The 19,225-nt window shown below is 35.7% G+C and carries 18 protein-coding genes, 2 tRNA genes and 1 rRNA gene; 10 read left to right on the forward strand and 11 right to left on the reverse strand.

The window, feature by feature from the left end; translation table 11 throughout:
* Positions 1-51 precede the first annotated feature (51 nt).
* Both DEF52_RS00005 and DEF52_RS00010 read right to left on the reverse strand, forming a co-directional pair.
* Entirely contained in the window at positions 52-441 is a 390-nt protein-coding gene (locus tag DEF52_RS00005; RefSeq protein WP_151807511.1) for a DUF1284 domain-containing protein, read from the reverse strand.
* The gene (locus tag DEF52_RS00010) at positions 438-965 is read right to left on the reverse strand and encodes a biotin transporter BioY (RefSeq protein ID WP_151807512.1); all 528 of its coding nucleotides are present in this window, start codon (positions 963-965) and stop codon (positions 438-440) included. The genes DEF52_RS00005 and DEF52_RS00010 overlap by 4 nt, the downstream gene beginning before the upstream one ends.
* A gap of 85 nt (positions 966-1,050) precedes the next feature.
* On the opposite strand from DEF52_RS00010, the gene DEF52_RS00015 reads away from it, so the two are divergent.
* Entirely contained in the window at positions 1,051-1,638 is a 588-nt protein-coding gene (locus DEF52_RS00015; RefSeq protein WP_151807513.1) for a nitroreductase family protein, read from the forward strand.
* Positions 1,619-2,407: a diaminopimelate epimerase gene (gene dapF, locus DEF52_RS00020; RefSeq protein ID WP_179951353.1), complete on the forward strand. Its 789-nt coding sequence runs from the start codon at positions 1,619-1,621 to the stop codon at positions 2,405-2,407. Before DEF52_RS00015 ends, dapF begins: the two co-directional genes overlap by 20 nt.
* Positions 2,408-2,415: 8 nt before the next feature.
* On the opposite strand, the gene sucD is transcribed toward dapF, so the two are convergent.
* The 8 genes from sucD to hemF all read right to left on the reverse strand — a co-directional run bounded on the left by sucD (position 2,416) and on the right by hemF (position 8,148).
* Positions 2,416-3,291 (reverse strand): succinate--CoA ligase subunit alpha, encoded by an 876-nt coding sequence (gene sucD / locus DEF52_RS00025; RefSeq protein ID WP_151807515.1) that lies wholly within the window; start codon positions 3,289-3,291, stop codon positions 2,416-2,418.
* A 3-nt stretch (positions 3,292-3,294) separates the two neighbouring features.
* Positions 3,295-4,446: an ADP-forming succinate--CoA ligase subunit beta gene (gene sucC / locus DEF52_RS00030; protein ID WP_151807516.1), complete on the reverse strand. Its 1,152-nt coding sequence runs from the start codon at positions 4,444-4,446 to the stop codon at positions 3,295-3,297.
* 37 nt (positions 4,447-4,483) lie between these two features.
* On the reverse strand, positions 4,484-4,684 hold the full coding sequence (rpsU, locus tag DEF52_RS00035) for a 30S ribosomal protein S21 (protein ID WP_006279819.1): 201 nt from the start codon (positions 4,682-4,684) through the stop codon (positions 4,484-4,486).
* A gap of 199 nt (positions 4,685-4,883) precedes the next feature.
* Positions 4,884-4,957: transfer RNA gene (locus tag DEF52_RS00040), tRNA-Pro, on the reverse strand.
* Between the two features lie 218 nt (positions 4,958-5,175).
* Positions 5,176-5,862: a 16S rRNA (uracil(1498)-N(3))-methyltransferase gene (locus DEF52_RS00045; RefSeq protein ID WP_006279818.1), complete on the reverse strand. Its 687-nt coding sequence runs from the start codon at positions 5,860-5,862 to the stop codon at positions 5,176-5,178.
* A gap of 28 nt (positions 5,863-5,890) precedes the next feature.
* A tRNA-Glu gene (locus DEF52_RS00050) sits at positions 5,891-5,962 on the reverse strand.
* A 68-nt stretch (positions 5,963-6,030) separates the two neighbouring features.
* Positions 6,031-7,242: an ankyrin repeat domain-containing protein gene (locus DEF52_RS00055; RefSeq protein ID WP_237357306.1), complete on the reverse strand. Its 1,212-nt coding sequence runs from the start codon at positions 7,240-7,242 to the stop codon at positions 6,031-6,033.
* Between the two features lie 81 nt (positions 7,243-7,323).
* Complete coding sequence (gene hemF / locus DEF52_RS00060) at positions 7,324-8,148, reverse strand: oxygen-dependent coproporphyrinogen oxidase (protein ID WP_151807518.1); 825 nt, start codon at positions 8,146-8,148, stop codon at positions 7,324-7,326.
* A 160-nt stretch (positions 8,149-8,308) separates the two neighbouring features.
* Between hemF and DEF52_RS00065 the strand changes: the two genes are divergently transcribed.
* The 3 genes from DEF52_RS00065 to DEF52_RS00075 all read left to right on the forward strand — a co-directional run bounded on the left by DEF52_RS00065 (position 8,309) and on the right by DEF52_RS00075 (position 12,570).
* Positions 8,309-10,789 carry a response regulator gene (locus DEF52_RS00065; RefSeq protein ID WP_151807519.1) on the forward strand — a complete coding sequence of 827 codons (2,481 nt, stop codon included), beginning with the start codon at positions 8,309-8,311 and terminating at the stop codon, positions 10,787-10,789.
* A 90-nt stretch (positions 10,790-10,879) separates the two neighbouring features.
* A complete protein-coding gene (locus DEF52_RS00070; protein WP_006280226.1) occupies positions 10,880-11,722 on the forward strand; it encodes a ParA family protein in 843 nt (280 codons plus the stop codon).
* Entirely contained in the window at positions 11,719-12,570 is an 852-nt protein-coding gene (locus tag DEF52_RS00075; protein ID WP_151807520.1) for a ParB/RepB/Spo0J family partition protein, read from the forward strand. The genes DEF52_RS00070 and DEF52_RS00075 overlap by 4 nt, the downstream gene beginning before the upstream one ends.
* Positions 12,571-13,381: 811 nt before the next feature.
* Here the strand turns inward: DEF52_RS00075 and DEF52_RS00085 are convergent.
* Positions 13,382-13,996: a hypothetical protein gene (locus DEF52_RS00085; RefSeq protein ID WP_151807521.1), complete on the reverse strand. Its 615-nt coding sequence runs from the start codon at positions 13,994-13,996 to the stop codon at positions 13,382-13,384.
* Positions 13,997-14,149: 153 nt separating this feature from the next.
* Between DEF52_RS00085 and DEF52_RS00090 the strand changes: the two genes are divergently transcribed.
* From DEF52_RS00090 to DEF52_RS00110, 5 genes are all read left to right on the forward strand, one after another.
* Positions 14,150-15,654 (forward strand): 16S ribosomal RNA (locus DEF52_RS00090).
* A 100-nt stretch (positions 15,655-15,754) separates the two neighbouring features.
* Positions 15,755-16,132: a succinate dehydrogenase, cytochrome b556 subunit gene (gene sdhC, locus DEF52_RS00095; RefSeq protein ID WP_010963112.1), complete on the forward strand. Its 378-nt coding sequence runs from the start codon at positions 15,755-15,757 to the stop codon at positions 16,130-16,132.
* Positions 16,129-16,485, forward strand: a complete 357-nt coding sequence (sdhD, locus tag DEF52_RS00100; protein WP_007548461.1) for a succinate dehydrogenase, hydrophobic membrane anchor protein — start codon at positions 16,129-16,131, stop codon at positions 16,483-16,485. The genes sdhC and sdhD overlap by 4 nt, the downstream gene beginning before the upstream one ends.
* An 84-nt stretch (positions 16,486-16,569) precedes the next feature.
* Positions 16,570-17,808 carry a hypothetical protein gene (locus DEF52_RS00105; protein ID WP_010082038.1) on the forward strand — a complete coding sequence of 413 codons (1,239 nt, stop codon included), beginning with the start codon at positions 16,570-16,572 and terminating at the stop codon, positions 17,806-17,808.
* A 112-nt stretch (positions 17,809-17,920) separates the two neighbouring features.
* A complete protein-coding gene (locus tag DEF52_RS00110; RefSeq protein WP_006280310.1) occupies positions 17,921-19,210 on the forward strand; it encodes a sugar phosphate nucleotidyltransferase in 1,290 nt (429 codons plus the stop codon).
* The last annotated feature ends 15 nt before the right edge of the window (positions 19,211-19,225 follow it).

Genomic DNA, 19,225 nt, shown 5'->3' on the forward strand with positions numbered 1-19,225 from the left:
GATTTTCACCAACTGTTCCTTACGCACTTCTTGGCGCACACATTTTGTCAACTACCTTTGTAGATTTAAAAGGGCATTTTTACATATTCCATATGGCTGCCAGTTGCACCCCTCGCATGCGTACTCGAATTTCTTTAAAGACATTTTCTCTCTAATCTTTTCTACCGCTTCACTCCAGGTCAAAGTCTCGCCAATTTTAATTCCTAAAATTTCCATATGCCTTCTATCTAGCTCTAAAACTTTAGCTTGTTCGGTGCATTTACCTTGTTTAGTCTGGTTTGGGCAAGCACTACAAATACTATCAAGGTTACCAACTACTTCGATTTGAGTACTAACCACTTCACTTGCTATCTTCCTATAATTTTCTACAAAACCCTGAGAATACCCATATCCCCGAAACGCGAGGGTGCACATAAAATGATGAGGGCGAAATTTTATCATTTTTTCAAATATTGCAAAGCTGCTACAAGTAGAAAAATTTTTATCAAACCAGGAAGGATAAATGGTAAAACACCCACCATTATTGCTTGTTCCAGACCCAAGTAAACAGCAAGCCAACTAACACCACAAATAAAGATTACAACTGTACCAGCCAGACAACTTAAAGAATTACATACAAATGATTTATACTTAGAGTTCAGTAATTCATTTACTTTGCTCATTACCATAACAGCAGCTAAACAGCCAATTAAATATCCACCTGTTGGTCCAAGGAGAGCGTGATAACCACCAGAAAAATTTGCAAGAACAGGCAATCCTGCTGCACCAAGTGATAGATATGTAAGCACAGAATAGAATGCTGTTCTGCGGTTAAATTTAAGCCCAATAAGCATTACTCCTAAAGTTTGCAATGTGATAGGCACAGGCTGCAATGGTATACTTATTTGAGCCATCAAGAATAAAAGTAAAACGCAAGACAATATTTCAGCCAGTGTTGATCTGCTGCTAGATTGTGTTATAAACATACCTTCCCAATAAAAATAACTTATTAAATGTAATATATGTGTATGAGAGGTTTTGCAATTTAAATTTTGCTTATATTGTGCTACAATGAATTATTTATGCACTATTAAATTAAAAATGATGAGTAAACAAGATCTATTATCGTTGATGAAAGCAAGACACAGCGGACGTTCATACGATCCTACAAGAGCAATATCTCAGGAAGACATGGATATTTTAATGGAAGCTGTAAGGCTGACTCCCTCATGTTTTGGTGATGAACCCTGGAGATACGTAATATGCAACAAACAGAACAATCAAAGCGCATGGGAAAAGCTGCTAAATTGCCTTGATGAATCTAATCAAAAATGGGCAAAAGATGCACAAGTGTTAATCATATCTTTAAGTGCTAAAAACTTCCGTAAACAAGGTAAAGGAGAAAATCTTTGGGCTAATCATGATACTGGTGCAGCAAATTATGGACTTATGTTACAAGCTGCAGTTATGAACTTAATGGCCCATCAAATGGGTGGATTTGATAGAGATAAAATAGTGAAAGAGTTCAATATACCCAATGACTTTAACGTAATGTCAGTGATAGCGGTTGGTTACGAAGAAGAGGGCGCTGAAACAAGTAAGAAAAAAAGGAGACCAATAGAAGAAATGTTTTTTTATGATGAGTGGCCAAGGTCCTGAAAATTTTATCAAAATGCACGGCACTGGTAACAACTTCGTTATCATAGACTCACGTTCAACAAACAATTTAGACTGGAACCATAGACAAATTGCTGATCAAAGCAGTTGTGATCAAGTGATAATTATAACAATGTCTAATGCTGCAGACTGTTTTATGCATATCTATAATGCTGATGGCAGTCGAGCTGAAATGTGCGGAAACGCAGCACGCTGTGTTGGATATTTGATAATGTCAGAAAAAGGTACTGAGTATATCACTATTGAGCTGGTAAACAAACGCATTTTAGAGTGTTTTAAAGTGGGTGATAAATCCATAAAGGTTAACATGGGCAAACCTTTGCTAAAATGGCATGAAATTCCCTTGTCTACTGAGTGTGACACTCTTCACTTACCTATAGAGCTTGAAATGCTAAAAGATCCTGTTGCAGTAAATATTGGTAATCCTCACATAGTTTTTTTTGTTGATAACGTAAATGAAATACCATTGCAAAGTTTAGGATCAAAGTTGGAAAGTCACGTATTATTTCCTCAGAAAATTAATATTAGTATTGCACAAGTTGAAAAGTCTGGAGAAATAGCTTTAAGAGTTTGGGAAAGAGGTACAGGCATTACTGCATCATGCGGTAGTGCAGCCTGTGCAGCACTTGTTACATCCACACTACGTGGATATCTGACTGTCCAACAGACTTCAGTAAATTTACCAGGAGGGAAGTTATTAATCGAATGGGCAAATAACGTATTCATGACCGGTGATATAGGGTTTTTGTGACCCTAATTCTAGTGATGCATTACTTCCAATACCTTCTTACCAATTACTGCAGGGGTTTCAGCAATTGCAATCCCGGCACTCCGCATAACTTCTAGTTTTGCACCAGCACTTCCACCGCTGGAAGAGATGATTGCTCCAGCGTGTCCCATACGTCTTCCTGGAGGTGCCGTTTGGCCTGCTACAAAACCAACGATTGGCTTTTTAGTTTTTTCTGTTTTCACAAAATGTGATACATCTTCTTCTTCGTTTCCACCTATTTCACCAATAACTACAATACCATGAGTATCGTTATCTTTTAAAAAGAGCTCCATACAGTCAACAAATGTCATACCATGAACTGGATCCCCCCCAATTCCGATACATGTGGATTGACCAAGACCAACAGCAGTTGTTTGTGCTACTGCTTCGTAAGTTAAAGTTCCAGAGCGAGACATAATTCCTATGTGTCCACGCTTATGGATATGGCCAGGCATAATTCCTATTTTGCACTCTTCAGGCGTAATAATTCCCGGGCAGTTGGGACCAATCAATCGACTTTTTGAATCAACAAGCGCGCGCTTAACTTTCACCATATCAAGTATAGGAATGCCCTCTGTAATACAAACTATCAATTCTATTTTTGCATCTATTGCTTCAAGTATTGCAGCAGCAGCAAATTTAGCAGGTACATATATAACTGTAGCATTTGCACCGGTTTTTTCTTTGGCTTCTGCTACAGTATTAAAAACCGGTAAACTAAGGTGAGTGCTACCACCCTTTCCAGGAGTTACACCGCCAATCATTTTCGTTCCGTAATCAATTGCTTGCTCTGAATGAAATGTGCCTTGTGCACCAGTAAAACCCTGGCATATTAATCTTGTATCTTTGTTTACTAAAACGGACATGCTTTATTTTACCTCTTTTACTATCTTTTGTGCAGCATCACCCAGTTCATCTGCAGCAATAATATTTAATCCCGACTCTTCTAAAATTTTTTTTCCTTCTTCAAAATTAGTACCTGATAATCTAACCACTAGAGGAACTTTAATGCTCATTTCTTTTGCAGCAGCAACAATTCCACTTGCAATAATATCGCAACGCATTATACCACCAAATATGTTAACCAGAATTCCTTTTACGTTGCTATCAGACAATATAATTTTAAATGCTTCAGTTACAGTTTCTTTACTCGCTCCACCACCAACATCCAAAAAGTTAGCAGGCTCTGCTCCGTAGTATTTTATTATATCCATTGTTGCCATAGCAAGACCTGCACCGTTTACCATGCAACCAATACTGCCATCCATTTTGATGTAACTGAGCCCATACTTTGAAGCCTCTATCTCTTCTTTCACTTCTTCATCATAATCACGAAGTTCCATAATTTCTGGGTGACGATATAAAGCATTATCATCGAAATTAATTTTCGCATCGAGCGCAATAAAATCTCCAGAATTTGTTTCAACCAGTGGATTAATTTCAATTTGGCTCGCATCAGTTGCAATAAACGCATCATATATTTTTTTTGCAATGTTCGATATCTTTTCTATTTGTTCTGGACTCAAATGAAAACTGCTGCTTAACTTGCTGCTATCAAAACTTGTAGCAGAATCAATATCAAATTTCACAATTTTTGCGGGAGAATTTTTCGCCACTTCTTCAATGTCCATTCCACCTTCTGAGGAAAATATGAATATTGGCCTACTGAGCTTCGGGTCGATTACCAGGCTTAAATAATACTCTTTCTTAATGCTTGAGCCTTCTTCAACGTACACTTTTCTTACTTGCTGCCCGCTTGGCCCTGTTTGATGAGTAACTAAAGTCATACCAATCATGTCCTTTACAAACTGTTGAGCTTCTTCAACTGACTTTGCTAGCTTTACGCCACCGGCTTTACCCCTACCACCTGCATGAATTTGAGCTTTAACTACAAACACGTCAGATTTTAATTGACTTACTTGAGTCTTTACTTCTTCCGCAGATGTAGCAACAAAACCTTTTGGCACTGGGACATTAAATTTATGCAAAACTTCTTTCGCTTGATATTCGTGAATATTCATAAGATAACCAATGATAAACTATTAACTTGAGTACAAACTACCAACCATAACGCTGCCTTCTGCACTCTTGTTGGTACCTCTTTTTTTTAGCTTCAGCTTTCTTTTTAGCTCTTTTTTCTGATTTTTTTTCATGATATTGTTTTTTCATTTTCAACCCTCTTCCTTCCTTTTGAATTGTTTTTTTCAATACTGGAAGAGCTCTGTCTACATCACCATAATGGACTGATACTTCTATCAAACTCTATACCTCCTTCGGTAATCATTTCAAAATCTATTTATAAATTAGAAAATTAACATTGTCAATTATTTTATAAACTTGAGCGTTAAAATGTAATATGCCGTAATTTACATGGCAAATGATGTCATTCCAGTGTCAGCTACTTGCTTACTGATGGAGATTGCTCTTATGTTACAGCGTTCTTACAATTATACTAACATCGGGGCGGAGAGATTTGAACTCTCGACCCTTTGGTCCCAAACCAAATGCGCTACCAGGCTGCGCTACGCCCCGACTTCTTTACTCAGAGTATCAATAACTCAGGCAAAATGCAAGATTCATTTGTTTACTTTAGAAAAAATATAATATGAGATTTAATATTATCTTAGAATATGTTTTTTATTAGCTCCTCTTTAACAACAGACTGCTTCGTAGAAAGTCTACAGGGTTTTTGTGCGCGCAACACTGAACCAGATTTCTTTATGACCCAAACCTTAGTCATATTTAAAAATCTAGCTACACCAATTGGTGAAAGTGAGTGCAGCAACTACAGCAGTATCGACCCTTAAAATTCTTTTTCCTAGACTCAATTTTTGACAAAACTTATCGGCAAGATCAAGTTCATAAGATGAAAAACCACCTTCAGGGCCAACAATAATAGCAACATTTTTTTTGCCTTTCAGCACTTTGTCAGCTTTACCTGTTTCATCACACAAAACAAAATTTTTACTCTGGGAATCAGGTAACTCACAAAAGTTAATAGGAGGCAAAATCTCTGGTATACTTATCCTACCTGATTGTTCCGCTGCTTCGATTGCTTGTAATTTTGCTCTACTTAGGTTAATATTTTTTACCACTGTACGTTCCGTTGAAATAAATTGAATGCAGATTACTCCCATTTCAGTTGCCTGTCTTACTATGTTGTTCAAAGCAGCACTTTTTACCATGGCACAATACAGGTATAAATTTTCCTCATATTGCTGTTGTTTAGTGCATTCTTTGGGTGTAACTTCTGTCAATTTACGCGATATATTAACTACTTCTCCTAACCATTCTCCATCTTTTCCATTAAAAAGAGAGAGATTATCATACTTCTTAAGCCGCATTACATTGCAAATATAGTGACTTTGTTGTGGATTAAGTGCTAAACTCACGCCTTGTGATAAAGCTTCTTCAACATAGAGCCTAATTTTTCCCATTCAAAACTTTAATTATATTCTACTTGAGTGACTCTTACGGGATTTGAACCCGTGTTACCACCGTGAAAGGGTGGTGTCCTAACCACTAGACGAAAGAGTCAACTTGAATCTAACTAGGTTATATCGATTACATATATAAAGTCAATTCAATTATTTTGAATCACATAGTTAGAGGGATATATCAGTAATCTTATATCGACAGCCTCCTATTACTCCATGCTCAATACTCACTGAACCTATCTCAGATTTAGGAGCTAATTCTAATTGTTGTTCAACTTTTGTATCGGAATCATAGCCAGAATCGTAGCCAGAATCTCTACGCTCATATTTCTGCCTTATTTCTTCTACACTAAAGCCAGCCTTGGTCTTAATTTTTTGATCATTAGTCTGTTGCTGACTTATCGACTTATTAGCACTTAGCTCATTTAGCTTCACTTGCCAATCATTCACTTTATCTTGCACTAACCCATGGCAAGTTCCAGAATTAGCTTTTATGTCTTTTGCTTTTCTTTCTGCTCTTTTCTTGGACAAATCTACCCTAGCATAAATAGGTTCTGACGACTGTTCTGGCTCTTTCTGTTTTAGGCTAGTAGGCTTTTTTTGTTCTGAAAGATCATCTATAGTGCAATAAATAGGTTCTTCTGATATACTCAAATAACCACTATCTTCCAATGATAAATTTTCAGTGGATTTTTTATGTGAATCATATATTTCAGCATAAATAGATTCTTCTGATACACTCAAATAACCATTCTCCCCTAATGAGTTACTAACCTTAGCATCATACACCTCAGCGTAAATTGGCTCTTTTGAAGGCAAAGCATCATAATTAGTGCTCTTTGGCTTATACTCAAAAGTTCTAGGAGGTTTTTGAGGTGGTATTACATTGTTGTTCACCTCAGCGTACATAGTTATTGGCTCATATTCAGAGGTTCTAGGAGGTTTTTGTTGTATAGCTTCAACATTCAAATCATCTGTAGAATAATACTCTGCGCCTTTTCCTAGTAAAAAGGAAACTGTGGGGTGAAGAATTATCTCTGCTGGTAAGTTTTTCTCACTATCCAATTTTAGATTTTTTGATTCTGCTAAACTCTCAATAACACGAATTATAACATTCTTTCCATTCTCATCTATTGAGTGGATATCAGCTCCACGATTAATCAGCAATTCCATTATTTTGTGATCTGTAGCATGTCCTAAAGCCTGATTTAAAGCTTGATTATTATTTATATCAAATGATCCTGTATTCTTGAGAGACATAGTCTTTGAAAAGAATTTTCTAAAACTATTTAATGCATCATAGAGAATTAGAGTCAGTTTAACACCTTTTATGTCATTGTTTTTGACAGATTTAATTAAAAAATTATCTATTATGCCCATGATTATACCCCCTATATAAAAGCTCACTACCATGGTACAATTTTAAACTATGATGATTTATTTTCTACTAATAGCAGCTCTCTATAACCACTTAACAAGTGGTGGCATTGACATCATAATTGCATCTGGATTGCCGTCAGTCATTAAACCAAACCTTGTGCCACGATCGTATAACAGATTGAATTCTACATATCTGCCACGTTTTATTAATTGATTTTCTCGTTGTTCTTTTGTCCAAGATTTTTGTATATGTTTACGTATGATGTGCAAATAAATTTCCAAAAAGGCTTCACCTACTGCTTTTGTGAACTCAAAATCGTTTTCCCAGTTGCCAGAACTCAGATTATCATAGAAAATACCACCAATGCCACGTGGCTCTTTTCTGTGTTGTAAGAAAAAATAATTGTCACATTGCTCTTTAAATTTTGGATAATATCCGGTGTCAAATCTATCACATGTCATTTTGATTGATTCATGAATATACTTGCAATCTTCTTCATTTCTATATATTGGCGTAAAATCCATTCCTCCACCAAACCATTGTTTTGAAGTATATATCAGCCTTGTGTTCATATGCGCTGCAGGGATAAGGGGCGATTGCATGTGAGACACTAAAGATATACCGCTTGCCCAGAACTCTCCGTTACTTTCACTTGCACCAGGAATTTCATTGATGGCTGAATCTGCAAATTTTCCGTGTACTTTTGAAACGTTTACTCCAACTTTTTCAAAAATATTACCAAAAATAATTGTAGATTCACCACCTCCACCACCTGGGCGATCCCACTTTCTCTTTTCGATCTTTGGCTCTGCGGATGATTGTTTTTCAATTAATAAGAAAGATTCTATGATCTTATCTCTTAGTGCACAGAACCATTTAAATGCTTGTGTTTTTTGTTTTTCCATAATATCCTCTTGCTAGCTTATTAACATTGTTATATCTGATATTTAAGGAACTTAATTAGATTTGGATGATAATTATCTATCAAAGACGTTAATAAATCTATAATAATTAAATCAATATAATAGAACATTTTCGTATGTACAACAATGCCAAGTAACAATAATGAATAAAAGATACATAGATAACAAAAAAGAGAACAGGGTTGACTTCATACTAAGAAATTATGGAATGTCAATTGTTGTGATGGCAGTTATTATGCTCTTACCTCCAGTAGCAATATCGATACTCTACTTTTTTGATATATATAGTCAGCATATTAATATAGAGATTAATTTATTAGTTAGCATTCTAACAACTCTCTTTATGATGTATAATGTAAAACGCTACAGATACCTACTTAATACTATAGAATTTCAAAATGCAATATTTGCAAATGCACTAAATCATAATACAGAATTTTGCCTTATTTTACATAAAGATGAAGGTATTATTTATGCTGATGCAAGGTTCTACGAAAGGTTTAAAGATCATATAGATGATGACATTACGTTAGACAAGATTCTTGAAATAGGAGATGTTTCAGAAGCAGACAAAAAAGTACTCTATCATGCACTAAAAAATAACTCTTCTGTACAGGTATGCATTTCCTTAAACAAGAAGAATAGAGTATCTAACTTTCTTTTGCTCTTTGAGCCGATACCAGATAATCCCCAAATTGCTATAAATAGTAATAAGATTTTAAATTTATCATTAGTGCCAATAGCAAGGCCAGATGGGTATTTTGTATTAAAAGCAACACAGATAAACAAGGAGCAGATATATGAAGAGTTAATAGAAAAACACAGCATAGGAACTTACATTGCAAATGCCAAAGGGGTGATTTTATCTGTAAATAAAAGATTTTTAGACATATTTGAACTAAAAAAACTGGAAAAAGGTAGCTCAATCAGTGATTTTATATCTCAATCTAAATATAACAATACAACAACCGATAATGAAATTTTGTTTTTTACTATAAGTGGTATTCCATTCAAGGCTTATATGAGCACTGCTATATTTTGTGATAAATACAACCATAGCTATATATATGGCTTTATAACACCAACCGAATCAAATATTGTTGATTATCAATTACACCCTTGTTTTGCAAATTCATCAATTGCTATTGCACAATGTGACATAAACGGCAACTTTGTAAAGAAAAATACGGCACTAATAAAGCTTGCAGGGTCAGATAATAATTCAATCTTTACGTTGATATTGGATAGTTATCATGTGAAAATACGTGAATATTTTTCGAGTAATAGAATAAATAATGCGTCTTTTGATGTACAGCTCAACGGCGGTAATAACATAAAAATATATTTCAATAAGTTTCTTCATAATAAAATGATCTTCATACTTTGTTATTTTATTGACAATACTGAACACAAAAACCTAGAGATAAAGCTTGAGCATTATCAAAAGATGCAAGCTATAGGGCAGTTAGCAGGTGGTATTGCGCATGATTTCAACAATATATTGACTGGGATAATAGGATTTTGCGATTTGCTTTTACTCCAACACTCAGCTGGTGACCCATCTTTTGGAGATATAATACAGATACAGCAAAATGCAAAGCGTGGATCAAATTTAGTAAGACAATTGCTTGCTTTCTCAAGAAGACAGACCTTGCAGCCAAAAATTATTGATGTAAATAATACTATAGCTAATCTTTATGAAATGATAAAAAGATTAATAGGTGAAAATATAAAATTTAATATTTATTATGGTAGAGACTTGGGTGCTGTTAGGGCTGATCAAGGGCAATTAGAGCAAGTTATACTTAACTTAGCAGTCAATGCTAGTGCTGCTATGGAAAAGGGCGGAGAATTAACTATACGAACCTTTAATCAAAAGATTGACTCATTAAATTCTACACCTCAGGATATGTTTTCTCCAGACAAGGAAGCGATTGAACATGGAAATTATGTTGTGATTGAAGTAATTGATACTGGATGTGGAATGACGAGTGATACAACTGAAAAGATCTTTGATCCGTTTTTTTCTACCAAAGATATTACCTCTGGTACAGGTCTTGGCCTCTCTACTGTATATGGCATTATTAAACAAACTGAAGGATACATCTATGTTGCTAGCAAAGTAAATCATGGAACTAAATTTAGCATATTTTTGCCCATGGTTTACATATCAGATGAAAATGATAGAGAGGAAGATAGTGAAGAAACAGAAAAACCGGTAGTAAGTGAAATTAAAGGTAATGGTATAATTTTATTAATCGAAGATGAAGATTCAGTAAGGGAATTCATCTCTAAAGCACTCAAAAGAAAAGGATTTGATGTAATAGAAGCAAGCATAGGCAGCGAGGCGCTAGAAATAATCAGTAAAAAAAGTCAACACATAGATCTTATAATCACTGATGTAATCATGCCAGAGGTGAGCGGCCCAGAAATAGTTAAAGAAGCATTGATCCATAGGCCAAATATCAACGTTATTTTTATTTCTGGGTATGCAGAAGATGCTTTTTTAAAGAGTGATGACATCAATATAGAAGATTTTCACTTTTTGCCAAAACCATTCACTCTGAATGAATTAGGAAACAAGGTTCAAAGTGTGTTACACAAAGCAAAAAAGACAGTCTAATTTTAGTGTGGTTAACAACAAAAAAATTTTCTAATGCAAAAGTTTCTTGCATATATACAATAGAATTATTTTATACATAAGATAAAAGGCGTGAGCAAGATTATTGCAATAGTAAATCAAAAGGGTGGAGTTGGCAAAACCACAACTAGTATAAATTTATCGACAGCCTTTGCTGCTGTGGGAAAAAGCACTTTATTGGTAGATCTTGATCCTCAAGGAAATGCTAGCACCGGACTCGGGATTTCTTATCGTAGTAGGGAAGAAAAAAACATATACAAAATACTACTAAGCAGCGAAAATAAATTGATAGAATCGGCAATTTTCAATATAAAGGAAATTCCGAATTTATCGCTAATTTCGTCAGTAGTTGATTTGTCAGCTGCAGAAATTGAATTATCGCAACTTGAGCGAGGAAAATTCGTACTAAAAAGCGCATTGGAGAAGATACGCGATAATTATGAGTATATAATCATCGATTGCCCTCCATCACTTGGGCTTCTGACCATAAATGCTTTGACTGCTGCTAATTCTATTATTGTTCCTCTTCAGTGTGAATTTTTTGCTCTGGAAGGATTAAGCCATTTAGTTAAAACTGTGGAGCTAATAAAAAGGAATAACCTAAACCCTTTTTTGGCAATAGAAGGGATAGTGTTAACAATGTATGACAGGCGCAACAAACTTAGTGAGCAGATTAAAAACGATATTTGTCAGTATTTAAATGATAAAGTATACAAAACTATCATCCCATTGTATGAGACTGTTATTCCACGTAACGTACGGTTATCAGAAGCACCTTCTCATGGAAAACCTGCTATTGTGTATGATCTTAAATGTCCTGGTGCACAAGCGTATATAAGTTTGGCAAGGGAAATTTTAAAAAAGCACGCGAGCAGTTGTAAGGAGAAGAAGCTAGTAAGCGAGGGCGTGGTATGAAGGATGATAGACGCCTCGGCAGAGGTCTTGCCGGTCTCATAGGCGATAATTATGATAATAAAGAAGATCGACAAGAGTATTTGCCTATTTCATTACTGCACCCAAGCAAATTTCAACCGAGGAAACATTTTGACGAGGAATCATTAAGAGAGCTTGCAAATTCGATAAAGAAAAGTGGCATTATACAGCCTATCGTGGTACGCAAAGATTCAAATGATGATGGTTACGAAATAATAGCTGGGGAACGTCGTTGGCGAGCAAGCAAGATTGCAAATCTTGATAATGCACCGGTTATCATAAAAGATCTGAGCGACAAGGAATGCTTGGAAGTATCCATTATTGAAAATATACAAAGGCAAGATATTAATCCAATAGAGGAAGGTGAAGCTTACAGAAAACTGATAGATGAGTTTTTCTATACACATGAGGAATTAGCTTCAGCTATAGGCAAAAGCCGCAGCCACATAACCAATATGATTCGGATGTTGTTGCTCCCTGATAGGGTGAAAACAATGATCAATGAGAAAAAATTGTCTATGGGTCATGCAAGAGCGTTGATTAATGTTGAAAATGCGGAAAGTATTGCAGAAAAAATAGTTTCTCAGGGCTTAAGCGTTAGACAAACTGAAAAACTGATAAAGGACCTACATCAAAACAACAATCAAAAAGAGCAGAGATATACTAGAAATCAAGATATGACAGTAATAGAAGGCGCTATATCTTCTCAACTTGGTTTAAAGATCAAAATTAATGACAACAATTCTAAGGGTAAAGTTATGATACGGTATGATAATCCAAATGAATTGGATTTGATATTGAAAATTTTGAATAGGAAACTTGAGGCATAGCTAGTAGTTGGCTAGCAAAGCAACAAACCAATATCAACTGTTGGTGTCATGAAAGTAGCTGACACTGGAATCCAGGAATTTTATTAAGTTGGTAAGCATAAAAGTATAACTTCTACGTCATACCGCCGCGGTATCCGCTAACAAGCAGCGGGGTGACGATTGTCAGGGTAGCTGTCATCCCAGTGCCCTGACTACTTGGATCCAGGAAAAAGAATGGTGTCATCCAAGTAGCTGACACTGGGATGACACCCTAGTAGAAATCGTTTTTGTAATTGCAACATTCGTGCAATCTTTAGCCATAAATATTAAGAAATTTACCAAATGAAAAAAAAGGCAAAAGAAGCCCTGGGGTTATTATCCGCTTTAAAATATTGGCGTTTTTTATGTTTTAAACGCTTGACAAGCAAGATTAAGCTGCTTTTAATTGCAACTAACTTACGCTGCAAATGTTTAAGAAATTTACTAAGCAGAAAAAAAGACAAAGAATCCCCGAGTTAGCTAGTCTTTTACTATCTCTGTCGAGTATTGGCATTTTTTGATGTCTTGTAACGCTTTATAAGCGCGTTCAGCTTATTTAGATAAAAATCTAGATGTAGATGAAGTTTTGTAAAGACATACAGTATCTATATACTGCAAAAAATTGAACATAAGACGCCGATACATTAAGTAATCCTTACCTTTTAATCTGCAGATTGGCGAAAGCAAATACAATAGCTTCACTATCATGATAAGGGGGCTGGCGAAGGGTGTCAAGTAAGTTTTTTCGTTTCATCCGATGCGCTGCCAAAAGCTATGCAAAAAGTCCAATGAGTTAACTCCCATATATCCTGAGTAATTCTTGTGCATTAGCTTTGATTAGGATAGGGCATTTTCTATCATTTAATAGGGAACGCAATATTTTAGTTGCACCTTTAATGTCGTTATTATGTATCTTTACTACAGCGATAGCTTCTTGGCTTGAATAAGGATACACTGCACTTGATTCTAAATTATCAATTTTATCTTTATTTATTTTTTCACCGTTGGAGTGAAGTAAGCTCATTACTTCTAAATATTGTGCTAACTCACGCAAAACACCAGGAGCATCTTTATCATCTGCCAAATCATTATAAATAGATGCTGTGTCTGTTGGCATTGAATCTGAGATATGATTGAATGCGCGTTCAAAATTTGCTAAATACTCCCAATTTGAATCTATTTCTTCTAGCAGCGGCTTATTATCTTTTTTTAAGAATAATACTTCGTAAAACTTGTCACCTGCAGTTATAGATTGTTTTGTGTTATCAATGTTGCGCAATAAGTATAATGTGATGCCAACTAACATTGGCGCGAGTGCAAGCAGAAAGATGTATTTTTTCATGGTAATATTCCAAATAGTTATATATTTATACATTAATGCTTTTGATTTGCAAAAACATATTGACATAGTGATTATATCACATAATAATATTCTTAAAGTTGTTTGAATAGTTGGAGATTAAAATATTTCTAAAGTAGAAATAAAGACAGCAGTATTAAGCTAAATTATTTTTTGTCGGATTTATCCGATGTACCCTCAACCTTTTATAGGTTGAAGTCTAAATTTGAGAGTTTGATCCTGGCTCAGAATGAACGCTGGCGGCAGGCCTAACACATGCAAGTCGAACGGAGTTATATTGTAGCTTGCTATGGTATAACTTAGTGGCAGACGGGTGAGTAATGTATAGGAATCTACCTAGTAGTACGGAATAATTGTTGGAAACGGCAACTAATACCGTATACGCCCTACGGGGGAAAAATTTATTGCTATTAGATGAGCCTATATTAGATTAGCTAGTTGGTGGAGTAATAGCCTACCAAGGCAATGATCTATAGCTGATCTGAGAGGATGATCAGCCACACTGGAACTGAGATACGGTCCAGACTCCTACGGGAGGCAGCAGTGGGGAATATTGGACAATGGGCGAAAGCCTGATCCAGCCATGCCGCATGAGTGAAGAAGGCCTTTGGGTTGTAAAGCTCTTTTAGTGAGGAAGATAATGACGGTACTCACAGAAGAAGTCCTGGCTAACTCCGTGCCAGCAGCCGCGGTAATACGGAGAGGGCTAGCGTTATTCGGAATTATTGGGCGTAAAGGGCGCGTAGGCGGATTAGTAAGTTAAAAGTGAAATCCCAAGGCTCAACCTTGGAATTGCTTTTAAAACTGCTAATCTAGAGATTGAAAGAGGATAGAGGAATTCCTAGTGTAGAGGTGAAATTCGTAAATATTAGGAGGAACACCAGTGGCGAAGGCGTCTATCTGGTTCAAATCTGACGCTGAGGCGCGAAGGCGTGGGGAGCAAACAGGATTAGATACCCTGGTAGTCCACGCTGTAAACGATGAATGTTAAATATGGGAAGTTTTACTTTCTGTATTACAGCTAACGCGTTAAACATTCCGCCTGGGGACTACGGTCGCAAGATTAAAACTCAAAGGAATTGACGGGGACCCGCACAAGCGGTGGAGCATGTGGTTTAATTCGATGCAACGCGAAAAACCTTACCACTCCTTGACATGGAAATTATACCTATTCGAAGGGATAGGGTCGGTTCGGCCGGGTTTCACACAGGTGTTGCATGGCTGTCGTCAGCTCGTGTCGTGAGATGTTGGGTTAAGTCCCGCAACGAGCGCAACCCTCATCCTTAGTTACCATCAGGTAATGCTGGGGACTTTAAGGAAACTGCCAGTGATAAACTGGAGGAAGGTGGGGATGATGTCAAGTCATCATGGCCCTTATGGAGTGGGCTACACACGTGCTACAATGGTGGCTACAATGGGCTGCAAAGTCGCGAGGCTAAGCTAATCCCTTAAAAGCCATCTCAGTTCGGATTGTACTCTGCAACTCGAGTGCATGAAGTTGGAATCGCTAGTAATCGTGGATCAGCACGCCACGGTGAATACGTTCTCGGGTCTTGTACACACTGCCCGTCACGCCATGGGAATTGGTTTCACTCGAAGCTAACGACCTAACCGCAAGGAGGGAGTTATTTAAAGTGGGATCGGTGACTGGGGTGAAGTCGTAACAAGGTAGCAGTAGGGGAATCTGCAGCTGGATTACCTCCTTAGGCTTTGCACATAATTTACCATTTTTAATGATGGTGTTGTTATGTGCTATACTGCTGTCTTTACTTCTACTTTATTTTAATTTCCCGATAACGGAATTTTATGAGTGATAGACCTCTTTCTCCACATTTACAAATATATAAAGTACAAGTTACTAGTTTTTTCTCTATTATGCATAGATTGACTGGTATCTTGCTATTCCTTTTATTAATGATACTTTCTTGGTATTTCATATTACATGTTTACTTTCCTGAGTTACTTATAGTAAGGTACTTAAATGCATTATTATTCACTCCTGTTGCTAAATTAGCTTATGTCTTATGTTTTATAAGTTTTGTATATCATTTTCTTAATGGTATTCGTCATTTATTGTGGGATGTTGGGCTTAATTTAGAAATTACTGGCGTTTCAAGGAGTGCTATACTGCTGACAGTAACGCTACTTCTTTCTACTATGGCTTTTTTATTTATGTTTATATGAGTCAGTCTGGAAATTCAGTACATCATTGGTGGGTTCAGCGTGTTTCTGCGGTAATTTTACTGTTCCTGTTTCCTTGGTTTATCTATTCATTTTCTTGCACATTTTATACTGATAGCTCTTTGTCTTTTAGTGAAAAATTTATTAATCACCCTCTAGAGCTTTTATTTTTTGTTGTATTGTTGTTTTGCATTTTTTGGCACGCAGTTCTTGGAATGCAGGTAGTATGCGAAGATTATATACACAGCGTACCTTTGAGGATTTTTACAATTACATGCATAAAGTACTTATCAAGCATTACTTATATAACCCTCGCTTTTACAATCTTTATCTTCTACAGGCGTATTTTCTTGTAAAATCACCGGTGCTGTGTTAATATATTATTAGTGTACTAGTTTTATTATTGAACTATAGCATTATAGCGATTTTGGTTTGACAATATGTTTGAAGCATTAAAAAAGGGAGCAATAGATCTTACACTTAAAGCAAAAGGTCTGCTTACTTCACCTGAATCTCAAGTTTACGTCGAAGACCTTAGAAAGGTAATGATGTATGATGGAAGGAAATGCCAGTATCCAAAAAATTATGATCAAATTGTACAGTCTGCTAAAATCATAGAAAACAGGGATATGCATGGAAATGCTATACTAGATAAAGATAAAAATCCAACCTATAAACTTTTGTATGGTCAAAAAGATGAGAATGGAGAACAACCAAGTTTCAGATTATCTTTAGTTACCAAAGATAAAGATAATGATAGATCTTATTTTACTATCAATTATATAGACAATCAGGGTAAGCAAATTCCGATAAATGAGTTGCATAAGTCATATTTTGAGCCATTAGGCTTTTCGAGAATGGATTTGAAAAAACACGTGCCAATTTTTGAAGCTGAAAAAACTAAGGATCCTCAATATCCATTTGAATTAACTAATTCTTCTGTGCTAACTAAAGAGGTAAAAAATAAAGAAGGTAAAGTTCAGGAAGTTGTTGATGAAAAAGGAAGAAATGGAGAATTATTATACACTAGTGATTACAAGAAGCTAAGCACCCATTTTTCAGAAATTAGAGATCAGAATGGTAATCTAGAGCTAGATAAAAGTCTTATATCTGTTCCTATCGTTTTTGCTACAAGTTTAGCTAAAGTTTGTACTAAATTGTTGACTTCTCTTCCTATAAAGTTAGGGGAGCATTTAATAAGCGAACAAAACCCAATTGCAAAGTCTTTTGGTTATCTTTTATTTACTCCTGCAATGGCAGTAAAAAATTTAGTGGATATGGGAGCTACCATACTTAAGGCTCCAATTTTATTGTTTGTAGCAAATGAGAAAAAATATGGTGATGCTTACTACACCATGTGGAAACACCAACTGAAAGGATGTTTGGAAGAAGCAAAAAGTGACTTTAATGTTATTAAAGGTGAAGAAAGGCTAAAGCCGGATCATGGGAATCGTGATTCACTAGTGGGCACATGGGATGAGCTTAACGCTAGAAGGCCAAAGAAACAAGGGGATGATAAAGAAGTTAGCAAGAGTAATGAAATACTAAAGAGTCCTGAGGAAGAACAAAATAAGGGTAATGAAATATTAAGTGATAAAAGAAAAGGTCATGTTGAGGAATTACAAAATAGAAGAAATTCACAGCAAGGGCAAGGCGCTACACATGATCACTCTCATTAGCAATTACTTTAAATCAACATTTACTTTCTTTATTAACTATTCCACAACAAAAACTTGCATGTATTTTGCCCTCAGTATAAGATATTAATTATTTAATTAATATCTTAACTAAATGCGCCCTGTAATATTGTGTGGTGGTAGTGGTAGCAGACTTTGGCCTTTATCTAAGCCAAAGCAATTTCAGAAAATATTTAGTCAGAACACTATGTTTCACAACACTTTGTTGAGGCTAAAAAGCGATTATATGCCGCCCATAATTGCTACAAATATACAGTACGAGTCATTAGTGATGGAGGAATTGCATGCACTGCAAGAATATAAAGTGATTTTCGAACCAGTGAAAATTGGAACAGCAGCGGCAATATTAATTGCTGCACTTCTCTGCAATGAAAACGAGACAATGTTAATTCTGCCTTCAGACCATTTTATAGGTGATTTGAATAGTTTTTATGCTTCTACTCAAAAAGCGTCTAAGTTAGCCTCTGAAACTAACTCTATAGTCACTTTTGGGGTTAAGCCTCATGAATTCAATTCTGAATACGGCTATATAAATGCAGTATATGATCAGAAAGAAAAATGTCATATAGTGAAAGATTTTACAGAAAAGCCCGAGCGTAAGTTAAGTAACGATCATTATTGGAACTCTGGAATATTTGTGTTTAAAGCAAAACGCTACATAGATGAGATTAAAAAATCTGCCCCGAATCTTTACAATTTATGTTTTAAATATTTCACACCGCAAGAGAGATTTCTGTATTTAAAACAACGAGATTTTGCAGGAATTGAAGGCATATCCATTGATTACTTGGTGATGGAGAAAGCAAAAAACGTTGCAATGATAGAAGCTAATTTCGATTGGTTGGATGTTGGAACTTGGAATTCAGTTTTAGAATTGAGTGAGAAGTTTAGTAAAGAACCGGTGTCATTTCAGCATGTGATTAGAGAAAAAGAACCAGTTTCAACGACAAAAAGTAATAAAAATTTATTGGGTGGAGCTTGTAAGCAACCAAACAAAAGTCTAATTTCATTTATTCATAAAGTTAAGAAAGTAAAGGTGATAAGGAAAGAAGTTAAACCATGGGGATTTTGTAGTATAATTTTAATGAGCGAAAATTTTCTTATAAAATATCTTTTTATAAATCCATTAAGCTGCACTTCTAAGCAATTCCATCACTATAGAGATGAATACCATATAGTGCTATCAGGAGTTGGGTATGTTAGTTTAGAAGACAAAGAATATGCTATAGCAAAAGACCATATGATAGAAATCCCAAGGGAAGTTTCCCATAGGATTGAAAATAGAAGCATAAGCTCTCCACTTGAAATAGTTGAATTTCAGATAGGAGAGCATTTATCTGATAATGATATAGTGAGGTTGGATGATGTATATGGAAGATTTTGAAATTCTAATGTTAAA

Origin of the sequence: Wolbachia endosymbiont of Nasonia oneida, from assembly GCF_009012935.1 — a bacterium.
Taxonomy (GTDB): domain Bacteria; phylum Pseudomonadota; class Alphaproteobacteria; order Rickettsiales; family Anaplasmataceae; genus Wolbachia; species Wolbachia pipientis.

Bases quoted from the DNA above. Each gene is read 5' to 3' on its own strand.
- DEF52_RS00065 (WP_151807519.1), top strand. From the start codon at position 8,309: ATGAATAAAAGATACATAGATAACAAAAAAGAGAACAGGGTTGACTTC.
- sdhC (WP_010963112.1), top strand. From the start codon at position 15,755: ATGAGTGATAGACCTCTTTCTCCACATTTACAAATATATAAAGTACAA.
- sdhD (WP_007548461.1), top strand. From the start codon at position 16,129: ATGAGTCAGTCTGGAAATTCAGTACATCATTGGTGGGTTCAGCGTGTT.
- DEF52_RS00010 (WP_151807512.1), bottom strand. From the start codon at position 965: ATGTTTATAACACAATCTAGCAGCAGATCAACACTGGCTGAAATATTG.
- DEF52_RS00085 (WP_151807521.1), bottom strand. From the start codon at position 13,996: ATGTCAATATGTTTTTGCAAATCAAAAGCATTAATGTATAAATATATA.
- dapF (WP_179951353.1), top strand. From the start codon at position 1,619: ATGAGTGGCCAAGGTCCTGAAAATTTTATCAAAATGCACGGCACTGGT.
- hemF (WP_151807518.1), bottom strand. From the start codon at position 8,148: ATGGAAAAACAAAAAACACAAGCATTTAAATGGTTCTGTGCACTAAGA.
- DEF52_RS00110 (WP_006280310.1), top strand. From the start codon at position 17,921: ATGCGCCCTGTAATATTGTGTGGTGGTAGTGGTAGCAGACTTTGGCCT.
- DEF52_RS00005 (WP_151807511.1), bottom strand. From the start codon at position 441: ATGATAAAATTTCGCCCTCATCATTTTATGTGCACCCTCGCGTTTCGG.
- DEF52_RS00075 (WP_151807520.1), top strand. From the start codon at position 11,719: ATGAAGGATGATAGACGCCTCGGCAGAGGTCTTGCCGGTCTCATAGGC.
- sucD (WP_151807515.1), bottom strand. From the start codon at position 3,291: ATGTCCGTTTTAGTAAACAAAGATACAAGATTAATATGCCAGGGTTTT.
- DEF52_RS00045 (WP_006279818.1), bottom strand. From the start codon at position 5,862: ATGGGAAAAATTAGGCTCTATGTTGAAGAAGCTTTATCACAAGGCGTG.
- sucC (WP_151807516.1), bottom strand. From the start codon at position 4,446: ATGAATATTCACGAATATCAAGCGAAAGAAGTTTTGCATAAATTTAAT.
- DEF52_RS00055 (WP_237357306.1), bottom strand. From the start codon at position 7,242: ATGGGCATAATAGATAATTTTTTAATTAAATCTGTCAAAAACAATGAC.
- DEF52_RS00105 (WP_010082038.1), top strand. From the start codon at position 16,570: ATGTTTGAAGCATTAAAAAAGGGAGCAATAGATCTTACACTTAAAGCA.
- DEF52_RS00015 (WP_151807513.1), top strand. From the start codon at position 1,051: ATGAATTATTTATGCACTATTAAATTAAAAATGATGAGTAAACAAGAT.